The 15,723-nt window shown below is 73.4% G+C and carries 18 protein-coding genes and 1 riboswitch; of the genes, 8 read left to right on the top strand and 10 right to left on the bottom strand.

The window, feature by feature from the left end; genetic code table 11:
• Positions 1-126 precede the first annotated feature (126 nt).
• The 3 genes from J2S42_RS04155 (at position 127) to J2S42_RS04145 (ending at position 2,770) form a co-directional block, all read left to right on the top strand.
• A complete protein-coding gene (locus J2S42_RS04155; RefSeq protein ID WP_307235367.1) occupies positions 127-1,185 on the top strand; it encodes a methionine ABC transporter ATP-binding protein in 1,059 nt (352 codons plus the stop codon).
• Positions 1,182-1,838: a methionine ABC transporter permease gene (locus tag J2S42_RS04150; protein WP_307235366.1), complete on the top strand. Its 657-nt coding sequence runs from the start codon at positions 1,182-1,184 to the stop codon at positions 1,836-1,838. Before J2S42_RS04155 ends, J2S42_RS04150 begins: the two co-directional genes overlap by 4 nt.
• A 110-nt stretch (positions 1,839-1,948) precedes the next feature.
• Entirely contained in the window at positions 1,949-2,770 is an 822-nt protein-coding gene (locus tag J2S42_RS04145) for a MetQ/NlpA family ABC transporter substrate-binding protein (protein WP_307235364.1), read from the top strand.
• Between the two features lie 181 nt (positions 2,771-2,951).
• Here J2S42_RS04145 and J2S42_RS04140 read toward each other — a convergent pair whose 3' ends face one another.
• Both J2S42_RS04140 and J2S42_RS04135 read right to left on the bottom strand, forming a co-directional pair.
• The gene (locus J2S42_RS04140; RefSeq protein WP_307235362.1) at positions 2,952-3,482 is read right to left on the bottom strand and encodes a serine hydrolase domain-containing protein; all 531 of its coding nucleotides are present in this window, start codon (positions 3,480-3,482) and stop codon (positions 2,952-2,954) included.
• Between the two features lie 298 nt (positions 3,483-3,780).
• Entirely contained in the window at positions 3,781-4,458 is a 678-nt protein-coding gene (locus J2S42_RS04135) for a CBS domain-containing protein (RefSeq protein ID WP_307235361.1), read from the bottom strand.
• A gap of 87 nt (positions 4,459-4,545) precedes the next feature.
• Here J2S42_RS04135 and J2S42_RS04130 point away from each other — a divergent pair, with 87 nt between their 5' ends.
• Positions 4,546-5,421 carry a pyridoxal-phosphate dependent enzyme gene (locus J2S42_RS04130; protein WP_307235359.1) on the top strand — a complete coding sequence of 292 codons (876 nt, stop codon included), beginning with the start codon at positions 4,546-4,548 and terminating at the stop codon, positions 5,419-5,421.
• A 316-nt stretch (positions 5,422-5,737) separates the two neighbouring features.
• On the opposite strand, the gene J2S42_RS04125 is transcribed toward J2S42_RS04130, so the two are convergent.
• Positions 5,738-6,397, bottom strand: a complete 660-nt coding sequence (locus tag J2S42_RS04125) for a nucleoside/nucleotide kinase family protein (protein ID WP_307235357.1) — start codon at positions 6,395-6,397, stop codon at positions 5,738-5,740.
• 283 nt (positions 6,398-6,680) lie between these two features.
• Between J2S42_RS04125 and J2S42_RS04120 the strand changes: the two genes are divergently transcribed.
• Complete coding sequence (locus J2S42_RS04120) at positions 6,681-7,985, top strand: hypothetical protein (RefSeq protein WP_307235355.1); 1,305 nt, start codon at positions 6,681-6,683, stop codon at positions 7,983-7,985.
• Positions 7,986-8,202: 217 nt separating this feature from the next.
• Positions 8,203-8,281: riboswitch (SAM riboswitch) on the bottom strand.
• A 14-nt stretch (positions 8,282-8,295) separates the two neighbouring features.
• Here the strand turns inward: J2S42_RS04120 and J2S42_RS04115 are convergent.
• Positions 8,296-9,156: a LysR family transcriptional regulator gene (locus tag J2S42_RS04115; RefSeq protein WP_307235352.1), complete on the bottom strand. Its 861-nt coding sequence runs from the start codon at positions 9,154-9,156 to the stop codon at positions 8,296-8,298.
• 84 nt (positions 9,157-9,240) lie between these two features.
• Between J2S42_RS04115 and J2S42_RS04110 the strand changes: the two genes are divergently transcribed.
• Positions 9,241-10,125 carry an LLM class flavin-dependent oxidoreductase gene (locus J2S42_RS04110; RefSeq protein ID WP_307235350.1) on the top strand — a complete coding sequence of 295 codons (885 nt, stop codon included), beginning with the start codon at positions 9,241-9,243 and terminating at the stop codon, positions 10,123-10,125.
• 39 nt (positions 10,126-10,164) lie between these two features.
• Here J2S42_RS04110 and J2S42_RS04105 read toward each other — a convergent pair whose 3' ends face one another.
• The 5 genes from J2S42_RS04105 to J2S42_RS04085 are packed head-to-tail and all read right to left on the bottom strand — an operon-like array spanning position 10,165 to position 13,330.
• Positions 10,165-11,220 carry a hypothetical protein gene (locus J2S42_RS04105; RefSeq protein WP_307235349.1) on the bottom strand — a complete coding sequence of 352 codons (1,056 nt, stop codon included), beginning with the start codon at positions 11,218-11,220 and terminating at the stop codon, positions 10,165-10,167.
• Entirely contained in the window at positions 11,217-12,293 is a 1,077-nt protein-coding gene (locus J2S42_RS04100) for a hypothetical protein (RefSeq protein WP_307235347.1), read from the bottom strand. Before J2S42_RS04100 ends, J2S42_RS04105 begins: the two co-directional genes overlap by 4 nt.
• Positions 12,290-12,619: a hypothetical protein gene (locus J2S42_RS04095; RefSeq protein ID WP_307235345.1), complete on the bottom strand. Its 330-nt coding sequence runs from the start codon at positions 12,617-12,619 to the stop codon at positions 12,290-12,292. Before J2S42_RS04095 ends, J2S42_RS04100 begins: the two co-directional genes overlap by 4 nt.
• A complete protein-coding gene (locus J2S42_RS04090; protein ID WP_307235343.1) occupies positions 12,612-13,013 on the bottom strand; it encodes a YbaB/EbfC family nucleoid-associated protein in 402 nt (133 codons plus the stop codon). Before J2S42_RS04090 ends, J2S42_RS04095 begins: the two co-directional genes overlap by 8 nt.
• Positions 13,010-13,330, bottom strand: a complete 321-nt coding sequence (locus tag J2S42_RS04085) for a YbaB/EbfC family nucleoid-associated protein (protein ID WP_307235340.1) — start codon at positions 13,328-13,330, stop codon at positions 13,010-13,012. The genes J2S42_RS04090 and J2S42_RS04085 overlap by 4 nt, the downstream gene beginning before the upstream one ends.
• Positions 13,331-13,693: 363 nt before the next feature.
• Here J2S42_RS04085 and J2S42_RS04080 point away from each other — a divergent pair, with 363 nt between their 5' ends.
• Together J2S42_RS04080 and J2S42_RS04075 are read left to right on the top strand one after the other, a co-directional pair.
• Entirely contained in the window at positions 13,694-14,095 is a 402-nt protein-coding gene (locus J2S42_RS04080) for a hypothetical protein (RefSeq protein ID WP_307235338.1), read from the top strand.
• A gap of 308 nt (positions 14,096-14,403) precedes the next feature.
• Positions 14,404-14,661 (top strand): LLM class oxidoreductase, encoded by a 258-nt coding sequence (locus J2S42_RS04075; RefSeq protein ID WP_307235337.1) that lies wholly within the window; start codon positions 14,404-14,406, stop codon positions 14,659-14,661.
• Between the two features lie 17 nt (positions 14,662-14,678).
• Here J2S42_RS04075 and J2S42_RS04070 read toward each other — a convergent pair whose 3' ends face one another.
• The gene (locus J2S42_RS04070) at positions 14,679-15,575 is read right to left on the bottom strand and encodes an LLM class flavin-dependent oxidoreductase (RefSeq protein WP_307235335.1); all 897 of its coding nucleotides are present in this window, start codon (positions 15,573-15,575) and stop codon (positions 14,679-14,681) included.
• Positions 15,576-15,723: the final 148 nt, after the last annotated feature.

Genomic DNA, 15,723 nt, shown 5'->3' with positions numbered 1-15,723 from the left:
CGGGTCGGTCCCGGCAGAATGGGGAAGTGAGTCACCCGTCACTCCGGGTCAAAAGTCTGTAAACCCTATCGGGCAAGTAGTGTATTGTGGCGAGCGCCCATCACCCCTTACCTCAGGACTCATCTAGTGATCAGCATCAGGGATCTGCGCAAGGTCTACCGCGGGCGCGGCCGGGCCGTGACCGCGCTCGACGGCGTCACGCTGGACGTCGCCGAGGGCGAGATCTACGGTGTGCTCGGTCGCAGCGGCGCCGGCAAGAGCACGCTGCTGCGCAGCGTGAACCTGCTGGAACGCCCGGACTCCGGCACCGTCACCGTGGGTGGGGTCGAGCTGACCGCGCTGCCGGAGCGGCGGCTGCGCCGGGAACGGCAGCGAATCGGCATGATCCACCAGCACTTCGCGCTGCTCAGCTCGCGGACCGTGGCCGGTAACGTGGCGTTCCCGCTGGAGGTGACCGGCGTGCCGCGGGCACGGCGGGCCGCGCGGGTGGCGGAGCTGCTGGAGCTGGTCGGGCTGGAGGGCCGCGCGGGGGCGTACCCGGCGCAGCTGTCCGGCGGTCAGAAGCAGCGGGTCGGCATCGCGCGGGCGCTGGCCGGCGACCCGAAGGTACTGCTCTCCGACGAAGCCACCTCGGCGCTCGACCCGGAGACCACGCACTCGATCCTGGCGCTGCTGGCCGACCTGAACCGGCGGCTCGGGCTGACGATCCTGCTGATCACGCACGAGATGGACGTGGTGAAGCGGATCTGCCACTCGGCCGCGATCATGCGGGACGGGCGGTTCACCGAGTCCGGGCGGATCGCCGAGATCCTGGCCCGGCCGGGCTCGGAGCTGGCGGCCGAACTGCTGCGGCTCGGGCCGGCGCCGGACCTGCCGGGGCAGACCGTGGTGGACGTTACGGTCAGCGGCGACCACGCGGACCGGCCGCTGATCGCGGAACTTGCCCGGCGCTTCGAGGTGGACGTGCGCATCCTCGGCGGCACTGTGGAGGAACTGGCCGCGACGCGCGCGGGCCGGCTGCGGCTGGCACTGCCGGGCACCGCGGAGCACAACCGTGGCGCGTTGACCTGGCTGCGCGAGACCGGCATCCCGGCCGAGGTGCCGCGCACCGGTGCGGGCCCGGACGGTGCCGGGCCGGACGGTGCCGCGGCCGCCGTTGTCGACAAGACGGGAGACCGGTCGTGACGTGGGAAGACATCTGGCCGTTGCTCGGTGCGGGGTTGTGGGAGACCGCCTACATGGTGGGGATCTCCACGGCGATCACCGCGCTCGGCGGGCTGCTGATCGGCGTGCTGCTGGTGTTGACCGAGCGTGGCGGCCTGCTCGCCGCGCCCGCGGTGAACCTGGTGCTCGGCCTGATCGTCAACGTGGGCCGGTCGCTGCCGTTCATCATCCTGCTGGTCGCGGTCATCCCGTTCACCCGCGCGGTGGTCGGCACCACGATCGGCACGGACGCCGCGATCGTGCCGCTGACCATCGGCGCGATCCCGTTCTTCGCCCGGATCGTGGAGACCGCGATCCGTGAGGTGCCGCGCGACGTGGTCAACGCCGCGATCGCGGCCGGTGCGTCGCGCCGGCAGATCGTCCGCAAGGTGCTGCTGCGCGAGGCGCGGCCCGGCCTGGCGGCCGGACTGACCATCACGGTCATCGCGCTGGTCGGCTATTCCGCGATGGCCGGGACCGTCGGCGGTGGCGGCCTCGGCGACCTGGCCATTCGGTACGGGTACCAGCGCTTCGAGACCGAGATGATGATCGCGACCGTGGTGGTGCTGGTGCTGTTCGTGCAGGCCGTGCAGAGCCTCGGCGACCTCGTGGTGCGCCGGCTGTCCCACCGCTGAGCCCGGCCCGGGGCCGGCCGTCTCCCCGCGGATCGGCCCGGGCCGCCCGATGCCGCCCCTACCGGGCTGTTTTATCGATAAAAATCCGTACAACGGAAGGTAGTTCAGTCATGCGTCGTACCCTCGTCGCGCTCACCGCGGCCGCCTCGCTCCTGATCGGCGTGGCCGCCTGCGGCAACGACTCCGGCGCGGAAGGCGGCAGCGCGAGCGACACGCTCAAGATCGGCGTCAGTCCCGTCCCGCACGGCGAGATCCTCAAGTACGTCAGCGACAACCTGGCGGCCGCCGAGGGCCTGAAGATCGAGATCGTCGAGTTCAGCGACTACATCCAGCCGAACACCGCGCTCCAGGACGAGCAGCTGGACGCGAACTACTTCCAGCACATCCCGTACCTGGAGGAGGAGATCGCGTCCAAGGGCTACACGTTCACGCCGCTCAAGCCGGTGCACATCGAGCCGCTCGGCGTCTACTCCAAGACGGTCAAGGCGCTCACCGAGGTCCCGGACGGCGGCGTGGTCGCGATCCCGAACGACCCGTCCAACTCCGGCCGCGCGCTCAGCCTGCTCGCCACCAACGGCCTGATCACGCTGAAGGACGGTGTCGGCGTCAAGGCCACCGAAGCCGACATCACCGGTAACCCGAAGAACCTCAAGTTCGAGGCGCTGGAGGCCGCCCAGCTGCCGCGCAGCCTCGAGGACACCGCCGTCTCCGTCATCAACGGCAACTACGCGATCGAGACCGGCCTGTCCCCGGCCACCGACGCGCTCGCGCTGGAGACCGGCGAGAACAACCCGTACGCGAACCTGGTCGTGGTCCGCACCGGCGAGGAGACCGACGAGCGCATCGTCAAGCTCGAGAAGCTCCTCCACTCCCAGCAGGTCAAGGACTTCATCGCCCAGAAGTACAACGGCTCGGTCCTGGCCGCGTTCTGACCCTTGCCCGCGGGGCGGGCCACCACGGCCCGCCCCGTGGGCGTCCCCGGGCCCGCCGCCGGGTTCCGCCGTGCGGAGGCACGCGGTGGTCGGCGGCGTGGTCCGGGGATGAGCCGCGCCACCGGGCAGCCGGGTAGGGGCGTCGGGCGGAACCCCGGATCCGGTACGCCTCCATCGTGATTCAGGACAGCTTCGGCCGCCGGTGGAAGGGTACGGCCCGGCCGGCGTCGGCGGCGGTGGTGGGCACACCGCGGCGGTAGAGGCGGCCGCCGATGCGGAACCACCGGACGGAGCCGTCCGGGGCGCGGACGAAGTTCGCCCGGATGCCCTCCTCGGTGCCGCCGGACAGCGGCAGGTCGACGACGTAGTCCCTGCGGTAGAACGCGAAACCGTCGACCGCCTGGCCGCCGGACAGCATCACCAGGTCGCCCAGCCAGCCGCCGGTGTGGTTCAGTGCCTGCCGCACCGTGACCCGGGCCGACGCGGCGGCGTCCGCGGTGTGGAAGCCGGGAAGGTAGTCGCGGACCGTACCGTCGAGATTGATCCGGCGCTGTTCCGCGAGCCGCATGATCGCCGCGCCGGTGAACGTCTTGGTGGTCGACGCGACCCGGAAGACGGTGTCACCGTCCACGTCCCGCGGCGCGTCCGTGCGGGTGACGCCGAAGCCCCGCACGTACTCCGCGGCCGCGGTACCACAGGCCGAGCGCGGCACCGGCGATCCCGTACCGCTCCATCCCGGCGCGGATCCTCTCCTCCAGCTCCCGCACGGCGTACGGCACCGGGGCGCGCGCCGGTGCGGTGGGGACAGCGGTCACGAAGCCACCGGCGGCGGTGGCGCGAAGAAGGCCACGCCGGGACACCTGCTGCGACATCGGAACCCCCGCGGTCGAGGTCGAAATCTCAATGTAGACGGGAGACCTCAACATCGGTATCCATCGACCACGGTGGTGCCTCGTGACCGCCACCGCGCCGGAGCGGCTGTTCGCTCTCGTCGGCCTCGCGGTATGCCCTCAGAACGCGGGGTAGAGGATCGCCGTGTCGTCGAAGTCGAATGTCAGGGTGTCGATGACCTCGACGACGCCGGGCACCTGGCGGGTGAGGCGGGCGGCCAGGTCGGCGGAGGAGCGGCGGTCGGTCGTGCCGGTCAGCGTGACCGCGCCGTTCGTGACCGTCACCGTGATCGTGCCGGGGTCGAGCAGCAGGATGCGGTGCAGGATGCCGCTCTCGATGTCGACGCGGATCGCCTCGTCCGGACGCAGGTGGGTCTTGAGCAGGTCGGAGCGGGTGACGATGCCGATGACGCGGCCAAGCTCGTCGACGACCGGGAGGCGCTTGACGCGGCCGGCGTCCATCCGGCGGGCGGCGGCGGTGATCGACGTGGTGGCCAGCGCGGTGCTCGCCGGTGTGGACATCAGGTCCGCGGCGACCACGGCGTCGGCCTTGACGCGGGCCCGGCGGTTACGGCGGCTCTCGAACAGCCGCGGCGCCTCGTCCGTACCGGCGAATTCGATCTTGTGAAGCAGATCGGTCTCGGACACCACGCCGACCGCGCGGCCCATCTCGTCCACGACCGGGACCGCACTCACCCGGCGCCGCATCAGGACATCCACGATCGCACGGTACGGGGTGTCCGCCGTGACCGTCGCGACGTCCTCGGTCATGACGTCGCCGACCTGCCAGTTCCTCATCGAAACCACCTCCAGGACCTCGACGGTACGGCCGTTGAGGTCCCGCCCGGCAGGGCCGGAAGACCTCCGGCGGTGATAATGCGTGTCATGATCGAGCCGCTGGACCTCGGTACGTTCCCTACGCCGCTGGAGGACGCGCCGCGCCTGGCCGAGGCGCTCGGCCTGGACCGGCTGTGGATCAAGCGCGACGACCTGATCGGGGCCGGTGGCGGCGGCAACAAGGCCCGCAAGCTGCGCTGGACCGCGGCGGAGGCACTGGCCGCGGGCGCGCGGACGCTGGTGACGACCGGGGCGCCGCAGTCCAACCACGCGCGCGCGACCGCCGCGGTGGCGGCCCGCCTCGGGCTCGGCTGCGTGCTGGTGCTGGCCGGCGACGGCCCGGCCCGGGAGACCGGCAACCTGCTGCTGGACCGGCTCGCCGGTGCGGAGATCATCTGGGCCGGTGACCGGCCACCCGGCGACGTCGCCGCGGCGGAGGCGGCGGCGCGGCCGGGCGCACACCTGATCCCGTTCGGCGGGTCGTCGCGCACGTCCGTGCACGCCTATGCCGAGTGCGCCCGCGAGCTGACCGCGCGAGTGGACTTCGACCGGGTGGTGGTCGCGGTCGGCTCCGGGGCCACGATGGCCGGTCTGGTGCTCGGCCTCGGCGCGGCCCGGGTGGCCGGTGTGGACACCGGCGCGCTGCCCGATCCGGCCGCCGCGGTACGGGCGCTGCTGCCGGCGGATCCCGGTGAGCCGCGCATCGACCGGGAGCGGATCGGTGCCGGCTACGCCACGGTGACGGACGAGGTGCGAGCCGCGCTGCGGCTGGCGGCCCGCACCGAAGGGCTGTTCCTCGACCCGATCTACACCGGCCGGGCGATGGCCGGGCTCGCGGCGACGTCCGGCGCCGGTGACCGCGTGGTCTTCCTGCACACCGGCGGCCTCCCCGGCCTCTTCGGCACCGGCCAGCCGCTCCTCTGACGACCGGCCGGGCGCGCACCCGGCGGCGCGACGGCTGACCGGCCGGGCGGGGCGACGGCGTCACCGTGGGGGCGGCGGCCGGCCCCGTCCGGCCACGCCGATTCCGGTGCCGAAGACGTCGCCGTGCGGAACGGACGTGGGTCGCCGCCAGGCGGCGGCCGGGCCAGGAGCGGCGGCAGGTGCCGGCCGGGCCGCGCGTCCACCCATCAGGAGGGACGCCGGTGGCGGTGCGCCTGCGAGTCCGGGTGCCGCCCCGATCCGGTCGCGGTGTGCCCGACGGTGCACTGCCGGAGACCGTCCGGTCGTACCTGCCTGCTCATGCCGTACCCCCGGAATTGTCAATGATCTTATCCGCGTGTTCGCGGACCTGATTCGCGGCGTAGAACGCGTCCTCCTGGCGTGCCCACCGCTCCCAGTGCGGAGCGTAGGTCTCGCCGTCGCGGGCCAGCGCCCGCCGCTTGCGTTCCGCTTCGGGCACCTCGATCCAGACCAGGCCGCTGCGGTACGGCCGGAGCGCGCCCGCCCCGCAACCGACACCCTCGACGACCAGGTCGTCACCGGCGTGCAGCGGCTCCCAGTCGCGGTACGCGCCCGCCGCCCAGTCCCAGCGCCGCCACCGGGCCGGCTGCCCGGCCGCGAGCGGCGCCAGGATCCACTCCCGCAGCGCGTCGACGCCGCCGAGCAGCCCGTCCCAGCCGGGGTAGAGGTCGTCCATCCGGATCAGCGTCGCGCCGAGATCCGCCGCGAGCGCGCCGGCCAGGCCGGTCTTCCCGGCGCCGGACCGCCCTTCGACGCACACCACGCGAGTACGGCCGGCGGTCGCCGGCAGGCTGCGCACCCATGCGACGAGGCCGCCGGCGTGCGCACTCGCCCGGTCCACGGCGGTCCCGCCGCGCGGCGCGGCGCCGATCCGGTGATCCGGGCGCACGGCCGTCCGGGCGGGTGGTGCGGCGCCGGGGCGCTGGTCCATGGTCATCGGCGCACGGTGAACCGGGTGGGCATGATGCGGGCGACCACCCGGTCGGCCTCCTCGGCGGGCCCACCGGCGACGTGGCGGCAGCTGATCAGCGGCGTATCGGCGCGGTTCACGAGGGGAAACGTACGTGCGGTCGTACGTTTCCGTGAGGGTTCAGTGGGCTGGGCCACATATCGCGCCGGCCTGTCTGGCCGGCTTCGTGGAGGTTGGTTGCTGGTGATCGATCCGGACCGGGCCGGCGTGCCTGAAATATAATCACGTCGGCCGATGTGAGGGGGCGCCCGTGGCGGCACGACCGGCACCGTGGTGGAAGCAGGTCGACGACGCGGCCGCGCTGATCGCCTCGGCGGTGAACGCGGCCGCGGCGCGGGCCGGCCGGGACGGCACCTACTCGCCGCCCCGCGGATCACCGCCGCCGCGCCGGCGGCGCCGGGCCGCGTCGCTGCGGCACCTGGCCGAGGTGATCCGCACCTACCGGATGGCGCCCGGCCGGGCCGTCGACAAGGACGACGTGGCCGGTGTGCTGGCCGGTGACCTGCGGCATCTCACCGATCCGGTGACTGTGGTGGCGGTGGCGCGGGCCTCGCACCGGATCGCCGGCGTGCCGTTCGGCGCCGATGACGCCCGGCGGCTGACCGTGGCGGTCGACTACCTGAACGCGCTGCTGGCGGCCGCGCACGAGGCGGACCGGCGGGCACCGGATCTCCTGCCGGTCCCGCGCCCGGCCGCCGCGCTGCTTCCATGGGGCGCGCACGGGCGGGGCCAGCACGGCGTGGACGCGGAAGAGCTGGACGCGGATGGGCTCGGCGCGGCCGGGCCGGGCGCCGCGGGGTGGGACTCCGAAGGGCTGAGCGCCGGCTCGCGGTATGTCATGGTTCCGATAGCCGCGAGGCCGCCGGATCCGCCGGGGTCCGGAGCGTCGTCGCGGTGGGCGCGGCTGCGGCCCGGGCCGGCGTCGTGGGCCGCGCTGGTGGCGATCTTCGCGACGGGGGTGGTCGTGGGCGTGACCGGCTCCCGGCTGGCGGAGCCGCGGACCGTTCGCGGCGCGAGCGATATCCCGGCGAGCGCGACGGCTCCGGCGACCGCAACCGACCAGGCGGGCCCGGTCAGGCCGGCGTGTTTGCCGCCCGGCGCGGCGAAGCCGTCCGGCGCGATGGTGATGGGGCCGCCCGGGGTGCCGGAGACGGTGTCGCCGAACTGGTGGCCGAACAATCCACACCTCGACCTGTCGCCCACCGACACCGGTTTCGTGGCCGCCGTGCCCGCGGATTCCGTCACGCCGTCCGACCTGATGGGAATCCGGAGCGGCATCACGATCATCAAGGATCACCGGTACCGGTTCGACTTCACGGTGTCCGGCGACCGCCGGAGGGACATCCTGCGCCGCATCCAGGACAACGAATCACCGGAGTACCGCGAGTCCCTCACCAGGAACGTGCCGGTCGGGCCGGTGCCCTGCCGGCTGAGCTACACGTTCACCGCGGCCGCGACCAGCCAGGCGACCGGCGAGGTCACGTTCCAGCTCGGCGGCAAGGGCGCCTACCGCGTCACGGTCGAGGACGCCGTCCTCGTCGAACTCAGCGTCTGACCCCGTCACGCCGCGCCGGTCGCACGGATCGCCGCGCGCCGCACGGGGCCGGGGGTCGTGCGGCGCCGGGTGATGCGGCGCCGGGTCGCGTGGCGCCAGGTCGTGCGGCGCCGAGGCTTGCGGGGCCGGGTCGCGCGAGGTCGCGCGCCGAGCGCGAGGGGGTAGAAGCGCCGTGCCTCCGGTTCGCGGTGCCGCCCGCCGCGACCACGCCGCGCCCGGTCATCACCCGGGGCACCCCGACCGCGGGACGAGGGGGCCGGCCGGCGAGCCGGGGCTGCGCGCCGGCACTCATGACCTGCGGGCCAGCCTGTCAACCGGGATGGCAGTCGGCGAAGGCCGCGACGAACGCCGACATGCAGGACGGTGGCGTGGCGTGCGAGGTGACGACGTACCCGGCGATGGTGACCGGTGGGTCCATCGGCACCTGCCGGATCCGGGCCGACCGCGCCCCGGCGGCCCGTTCGGCCGGCAGCACCGTCCAGAGCCGAGGGTCACCGGCGACCTCGAACAGCACGTGCACCGGATCCCCGGCCGGTGGCCGCACCGGCGTCACCGGCAGCGCCGCCACGATCGCGTCGAACAGCGACGGGTCGTGCCGCCGGTCCGGCAGCCGCAGCCCGTCCGGGTCGAGGTCCCGGACGTCGACCGCGGCACGCCCGGCCGCCGGGTGCTCCCGGGCCACGATCGCGTGCAGCGGGTCCGGCCAGGTGTGCACCACGGCCGTACCCGCCGGGGTGGTGGTGCCGCGCACGAGTGCCAGGTCGAGTTCTCCGTCGCGGACCGCGTCCAGCCGGGCGGCCTCCGGGAGGTCGATCAGCACCGGGTCGGCCGGCCGGGGTCCGTCGCGCAGCCGGGTGAGGGCCCGGTCGAGCCGGTCGGTGACGCACGACTCGACGCCGATCCGGAGTGCGGCGGCCCGCTCGCCGGCCACCACCCGCACCCGGGCCGCGGCGGCCAGCGTCTCCCGGGCGGCGTCCAGCACGCGCAGGCCGGCCGGGGTGAGCGCGACCCGCCGGGACGTGCGGTCGAGCAGCCGTACGCCGAGTTCGCGTTCCAGCCGGGTGATCTGCTGGCTGACCGCGGGCTGGACGATGTGCAGCCGTTCCGCCGCGCGCCCGAAGTGCAGCTCCTCGGCGACGGTCACGAAGTAGCGCAGCGTCTTCAGTTCCACCCCACCTCATCTATCACAGAAAATGATCGCTGCCGAGTAAGGCCGGCCATCGATCCGGCGGCCGCGAGCGGCTGGAATGGCCTAATGCGCATCGGAACCGCCCTTCTGCACGCCGCGACGCCCGCCGACACGGTGGCCGCCGCGGCCGACGCCGCCCGGCGCGGCCTGGACAGTTTCTGGACCAACCAGATGGCCGGTGGCTGGGACCCGCTCACGCTGCTGGCCGGCCTCCGCGAGCGGCCGGCCGAGATCGGCACCGCGGTCGTGCTCACCTACCCGCGGCACCCGGTGACCATGGCGTCGGAGGCGCTCACGCTCCAGGCCGCCGGCGGCGGGCTGATGCTCGGCGTCGGCCCCGGCCATGCCTGGTACGTCGAGCGTGCGCTCGGCCTCTCCTACGCCTCGCCGCTGCGGCACACCCGCGAGTATTTGACCGCGCTCCGCCCGCTGCTGCACGGCGAGCCCGCCCGGCTCACCGGCGAGTTCCTCACCGTCGACACCGCACTCGACGTCACCGCGCCCGCACCACCGGTCCTGCTGGCCGCGCTCGGCCCGAAGATGCTTCGCCTCGCCCACGACCTGGCCGACGGCGTCGTCGCCACCTGGGTCACGCCGGAGATCGTCGCCGAGCGCCTGGTACCCAGCCAGCCGCCGGGTGCCCGCATCGTGGTCAGCCTGGTCACCGCGCTGACCACCGATCCGGACGCGGCCCGCGAGCGGATCGCCCGCGACTTCGGCGCCGCCGGCGAACTGCCCGCCTACACCGCCTCGCTGCGCCGCGCCGGCCTGACCGGCGTCACCGACACCGTGGCCGTCGGCGACGAGTCGTCGATCGCGGCCGCCATCGACCGGCTTCGCGACGCCGGCGCCACCGACGTGGTCCTCATGCCGCTCGGCGACCGCGCCCGCACCCTCGACATCGTGACCGGATCCGATGCACGATCGAACCCTTCCGCCGGTACGCCGTAGCGCTCCGGGAACGCCGGTGCGGGCCGGCCACGCCGGCGCTCAGCGTTGCGGGGCCGGCTCGACCGTGGCGGTGAACGAGGTGAGCGACGTGGCGGCGCCCGGGGACGGTGCGGCGGAGACGACGGTGACGGTCGCGTGCACGGTGAGGCGCAGGTGCGTGGTCTCGCCGGGCCGGATGTCGACGCGGACGCGTACCGGCGTGGTGGTGATCCGGGCCTGGTCCCCGGCGCCGGCCGGTGGCCGCGGCGTCACCAGCAGCTCGTGCGGGCCCGGCGGCAGGCGGTACGCCCAGTTGTGCCAGGCGAACGGGCGGTCCGCGCCGTCGATGCGGAGCGCGGGCCACCGGATCCACGCGTGCGGGTCGGTGACCGGGCGTACGGCGATCTCCCGCCCGTCCCGGGTGTACTCGAGCGTGGTGTCGCCGGTGAGCAGCAGGACGCCGTGGGCGGCGCCGGCCAGCCCGGGCGGGACGTCGCCGTGCGCCAGGAACATGACGTCGGACGGCTCCGCCCGGGCCTCGGTGGACATCGCGACCCGGTACCGGCGGTCGATCACGCCCTTCACCCGGCTGTACGCGAGGATCGTCAGCGGCATGACGAGCAGCATGTAGATCAGCATCGCGATGCGCCCGGCCCGGCTCTCCGGCGCCAGCAGCAGCGGACCGGCGGCCAGCAGCGCCGGGGCGAGCAGGATCGGCCAGATGCCGGGACCGGGGCGGCGGCGCGGGCTGCCGGCCGGGACCAGCATGCCGGGCACCCGGCCGTAGCTGGCCGGGCTCCACATGTGCCACTCGGTGATCTCACCCGCGGTGGCGCGGACCCGGCGGACGGACTCCGCGCCGGTCTCGTCCCGGACCTCGACCAGGTGCTCGCCCGGTGCGGTCACGACGACGGCGCGGTCGAGGCCGTGCCACAGCGGGCGGTCGTCGAGGCCGATCGCGCGGGACCTGCGGAAGTTCGGCGAGTCGAAGCGGGCACGCCGGACCCGGACCGCGATCCCGGCCGTGCCCGGTGGCAGCGGTGGTGGCGGCGTGCGTTCCGGCCAGGGCAGGACGGGTGCGCCGGGGAACGGCCTCGGTGCCTCGAACGGGTTCACTTCGTCACGTCCAGCGCCGCCTCGATCTCGGCTTCCGACATGTCCGGCCCGCCGGCCTCCGCGTTCTTGTAGACGCCGGTGCCGACGTTGTTGACGAACGGGCCGACGTAGCTGGCCGGGTCGCTGGCCACGTCACCGGCGATCCGGGCGACGGTGGACAGCGTGGCCGGTGCGGCGTGCCCGAGCCCGGCCGCGGTGAACTGGAGCACGCTCTCGCCGACCCGGGCCTTCAGCATCGCGGGCAGCACCTTCTGCAGGACCGCGCCCATCTTGTGCAGCAGCGAGACGACCCTGTCGATGATCCGGACCGCGCGGCTGGTCGCGACGGTGGCCTGCACCGCGGTGGCGGCACCGGCGGCCGCGACGGACGCACCGGCGGTCGGCACCGCGGCGGCCATCGCGAGACCCCACTCGATGATCATCCACTCGATCAGCGTGGCGATGATGCCGATGATCAGCTGCTGCGCCGCACCCATGATCTTGGAGAAGAGCGTGAGGATGCCGTTGATCGACGAGGCCTCGCCGCCGGTCGCCTCGACCGCCTCGGCGAACTGGTGCAGCCGGGCCTTGGCCGCGTCCGCGTCCTTGCCCTGCCACTCGATCAGGTCGTCGTCCGCGGCCTGCCGGGCCGCGGCGGCCAGCGGGACGAGCGCGGCGCCGAGCTGTTCCCATTTCGCCGCGTACGGCTCGATCCGCTCGGCGTTGCCGGTGACGAGACTGAGCAGGTCCTCCAGCGGCTGGACGAAGTCGATCAGGAACGTCAGTCCGGCCGAGATCAGCCAGTTCAGCGGGTCCATGTAGATCGAGACCGCGTTGCCGAGCAGGTCCGCGCCCGCGGAGTAGAGGTCGGACCAGTCGCCCTCGTTGATGCCGGCCGGGATGCCGTTGACCGTGTTCTTGACCGCCTCGCCGAACGGCAGCACCGAGGCCGGGTCGGTGTCGATCACGCCGCCGGCGTACTGGCTGTCCGGCTTGTCGTCGTTGCTGATGTAGGCGTCGGTCCCGGTGGTGTCCGGCTTCTCCGGCGCCGGTGGTGCCGGCGGTGCCTGCGGCGCGGGATTCGGCTGCGTCACGCGCCACCGCCGGACAGTTTCTGTTGGAAGCGGGCGAACGCCGCGCTCAGCTCCGCGTCGAGGTGCTGGTACGCCTCCGCGTTCGCGGTGATCGCGCCGTGCTGCGAGTCGAACGCCTTGGCGATCAGGCCGACGTGCTCGCGCACCTCGTCCGCCTTGCCGTTGTAGTAGCCGACGAACAGCAGCCCGAGCCCGCCCCACAGCACGCCGGGTGGGTCCGCGGCGGCCATCGCTGTCTTGATCTCCTCGGCGCTGGTGCTCAGTCCCTTGAGCACCTGGCCGGTGCTGGTCAGCTTGTCGGTCGGGACGATGACGCCGTCAGCCACGGTCCTCTCCTCTCCTGCGGTCCGCGATCCGCTCGCGGGTGTGCTCCGGGATGACGTCCCGTACCTGCTCCGCCGTGTGCGCGCCGTTGATGCCCTGGCCGAGGTCGACCAGTTTCAGCGCGCGGTCGGCCTGCGCCTCCCGGATCGCCACCATGATCATTTCGGACAGGTGGGCGCCGCGGCGCAGCGCCGAGTCCGGGATGTCCAGCCGGGACACCAGGCCGTCCTCGTCCACCTCGGCGCGGACGCTGCCGTCCTCGGAGAAGCCCGCGCCGGTCAGCGCGCCGGCCTCGGCGAGGTACGTCTCCAGCCGGGTCATGTCGCGCTGGTTCTGCTCGCGCACGCGCGCGATGAGCGCGAGTACCTCCTCCTGGCTCTGGAACGGGCCGCTCACCGCGGTGCCTGCCGCAGCGCCGCCCGCAGCTCGCTCAGCGACGGTGCCGGTGCGCCCATCGAGGAGGCGCCGGTCAGCGCGGTGCGGATCTCCGCGTCCACCTGGGCGTTGGCCGCGCGGATGGTGCGCACCACCAGCTCGCCGAGCTGTGCGCCGGTGAGCCGGAACGCGCGCGGGCTCAGTTCCACCGAGTGCACCGCGCCGCGCGGCCCGGCGACCACGGTCACCTCGTGGTCCTCGCTGGTCAATTCCGCGCTGGCGGTCGCGGCGAGCTCGCGCACCTGCCGTATGCGGGCGGCGATGTCCGTCTGATCCATGGGCCCCGTATCCCTCCGGCCCGGGCCGGATCCCCCCGGGCTGGTCACACCCTAAGGGGCCGGGGCAATCGGGATGGGGCGCCCCCGGCACATAATGCTGGTCAAAACTATCGGCAAGATAGGATTAGGTTAACGGTTTGCGCCGCTCACGTGCGATATTCGACACCCGGAGCCGATCTCGTTGACACCTCGTTACGCTCCGCGTTGGACTGGTGACATGTGCGGCACGCTGCGGCTCACCATCCGCGGCCACATCGACTTCGGTCGTGTGTGGTCGGCGTCCTGTCCGGCCTGACCCCTTCCCCCCACCTGGAAACGGGCTCGACGACGAGCCCGGGCGAAGCCATGGACAGGAGCACCACCATGAAACTCCGGCTGATACCAGCGATGGTCCTACTGCTCACCGTCACGGCCTGCGGCGCCACTCCCGCGGCCAGTGCGGCCGGCGAGCCGCGAAGCGGCGGCGACCTGGTCTGGGCCGTCGAGACCGAGCCGCTGACGTTCAACCCGCACCAGTACGCACAGGCCAAGGCACGCCTGCTGGTCTGGAACTCGTTCGAGTCGCTGTTCACCCACGACGCGCAGGGCAACTACGTAGCGTGGCTGGCGACCGGGATCGAGGGCGGCGGCCTCACGTACACGATCAGGCTCCGCACCGACGTGACGTTCCACGACGGGGGCGGTTCGACGCGGCCGCGGTCAAGGCGAACTTCGACCAGCTGCTCACCGAGGGCTACAACCCGGCGCTCAAGGCCGTGCAGCTGAAGGACCTGAAGAGCGTGGACGTGGTCGACCCGGCCACGGTGCGGCTGAATCTCTCCGCGCCGGACGTGCTGATCCTCGACTTCCTGGCCACGCCGCAGGGCGCGCAGATCTCGCCGAGATCGTTGAAGAACGCGAAGAACGGTGCCGGGCGAGGGTGCCGGCCTGCAGGTGTGGATCCTGGGCAGCAGCGCCGGGCAGAGCGCCCAGGTCGCCGGCGTGCTCGACCGGCCGTACGTGTCGGTCTCCGCCGACGTGGTGGTCGCGCCGACCGACGCGGAGGCCCGCGAGCTGGCCTCCCCGTACGGGCTGTGGGTCCGCGGCATCCGCGGCGGCGGCGCGATCCCGTTCCCCAGCCCGCCGCGCACGTCTGGTCCGCCGAGGACCGCGCTCTGGTCGCGGACCGGCTCGACACGCAGTTCGCCGGCTCCCCGGAGACGGTCACCGCGTCCTTGCGCGTCCTGCGCGACGTCACCGGCGCCGACGAACTCCTGATCACCACGATCACCCACGACCACACCGACCGGGTCCGCTCCTACGAACTGCTCGCCAAGGCCTGGCCGGACTGACTCCGCGCGCTCCGTTCTCAGGCGTTCCGCAGGGCTTCGAGGGCGGTCCGGGCCTGGGCGCCGGGGTTCGCGCCGAGCGGGCGGAGGACGACCGTGGTGGCACCGGCCGCGTGCAGCGCCGCGACCTTGGCCGGCAGGCCGGCGGCCGGGCCGATCAGCGTGAACAGGTCCTCGGCCGGCTTGCCGAGCCAGGCCGCCTGACCGGCGACCATCTCGCCGGTCTCGGCCGCGGCCCGGGCCGGGTCGTCGCCGACGTGCAGGTAGACGAAGACGATCAGCTCGTGCGCCGGGCGGTCACCGGCCGCGCGGCCGTGCTCGATGTGCGTGAGCGCGTCGGCCAGCTCGGCCGGCCCGTTGCCCTCCGCGATGATGGTCCCGTCCGCTACCCGGCCGGACAGTTCCAGCGACTTCGGCCGTACGACGCCGGTGACGATCGGCGGGACCACGGCCGGCGGGTGGACCAGCGTCACACCGTCGATGGTGACCTCGCGGCCGTGCATCGTGACGGTCTCACCGGCCAGCAGCGCCCGGGTGGCGACGATCGACTCCTCGAGCCGGGACAACGGCGACTTCGGCGCGGCGCCGACCTGACGCATCCAGTCCGTGACGCCGTGGCCCAGGCCGGCTACCAGCCGCTCCGGGTAGATCCGGGCTACCGTGGCCAGCTCCATGGCGAGCAGCGCCGGGTTCCGCAGCGCCACCGGCGCGATACCGATACCGACGCGCAGGGTCCGGGTCGCGGCGAGCGCGACGGTGGCCGCGCTGATCGCGCCGGTCCAGCCGAGGTCCTCGACAACCCACAGGTCGTCGGCGCCCAGCTCCTCCACGGTGGCGGCAAACCCGGCCAGCTCCTCCGGCCGCCGATCCCGATCGAACATGAAACCGATACGCGGTCGCGAGACGTCAGTGGTCACGCTCCCACCCTAGATCAACGCTGCACCGCACCCCGCGATGATTCCACCGGCGGGCCGCGATACCGGCTTCGGACGCGCCCGGGACGCTTTTTACGCCTAGCCGAGTACGCCCCCGGCCGGGACGCCGCCCCGGCCGGGTTTCGGGGTG

This window comes from Catenuloplanes indicus (genome assembly GCF_030813715.1).
GTDB classification, from domain to species: Bacteria; Actinomycetota; Actinomycetes; order Mycobacteriales; family Micromonosporaceae; genus Catenuloplanes; species Catenuloplanes indicus.
Note: the sequence above shows the minus strand (reverse complement) of the source record. Positions and strands in the feature narration are given on the sequence as shown.

Bases quoted from the DNA above. Each gene is read 5' to 3' on its own strand.
- J2S42_RS04110 (WP_307235350.1), top strand. From the start codon at position 9,241: ATGCGCATCGGAACCGCCCTTCTGCACGCCGCGACGCCCGCCGACACG.
- J2S42_RS04080 (WP_307235338.1), top strand. From the start codon at position 13,694: ATGAAACTCCGGCTGATACCAGCGATGGTCCTACTGCTCACCGTCACG.
- J2S42_RS04135 (WP_307235361.1), bottom strand. From the start codon at position 4,458: ATGAGGAACTGGCAGGTCGGCGACGTCATGACCGAGGACGTCGCGACG.
- J2S42_RS04125 (WP_307235357.1), bottom strand. From the start codon at position 6,397: ATGACCATGGACCAGCGCCCCGGCGCCGCACCACCCGCCCGGACGGCC.
- J2S42_RS04130 (WP_307235359.1), top strand. From the start codon at position 4,546: ATGATCGAGCCGCTGGACCTCGGTACGTTCCCTACGCCGCTGGAGGAC.
- J2S42_RS04085 (WP_307235340.1), bottom strand. From the start codon at position 13,330: ATGGATCAGACGGACATCGCCGCCCGCATACGGCAGGTGCGCGAGCTC.
- J2S42_RS04145 (WP_307235364.1), top strand. From the start codon at position 1,949: ATGCGTCGTACCCTCGTCGCGCTCACCGCGGCCGCCTCGCTCCTGATC.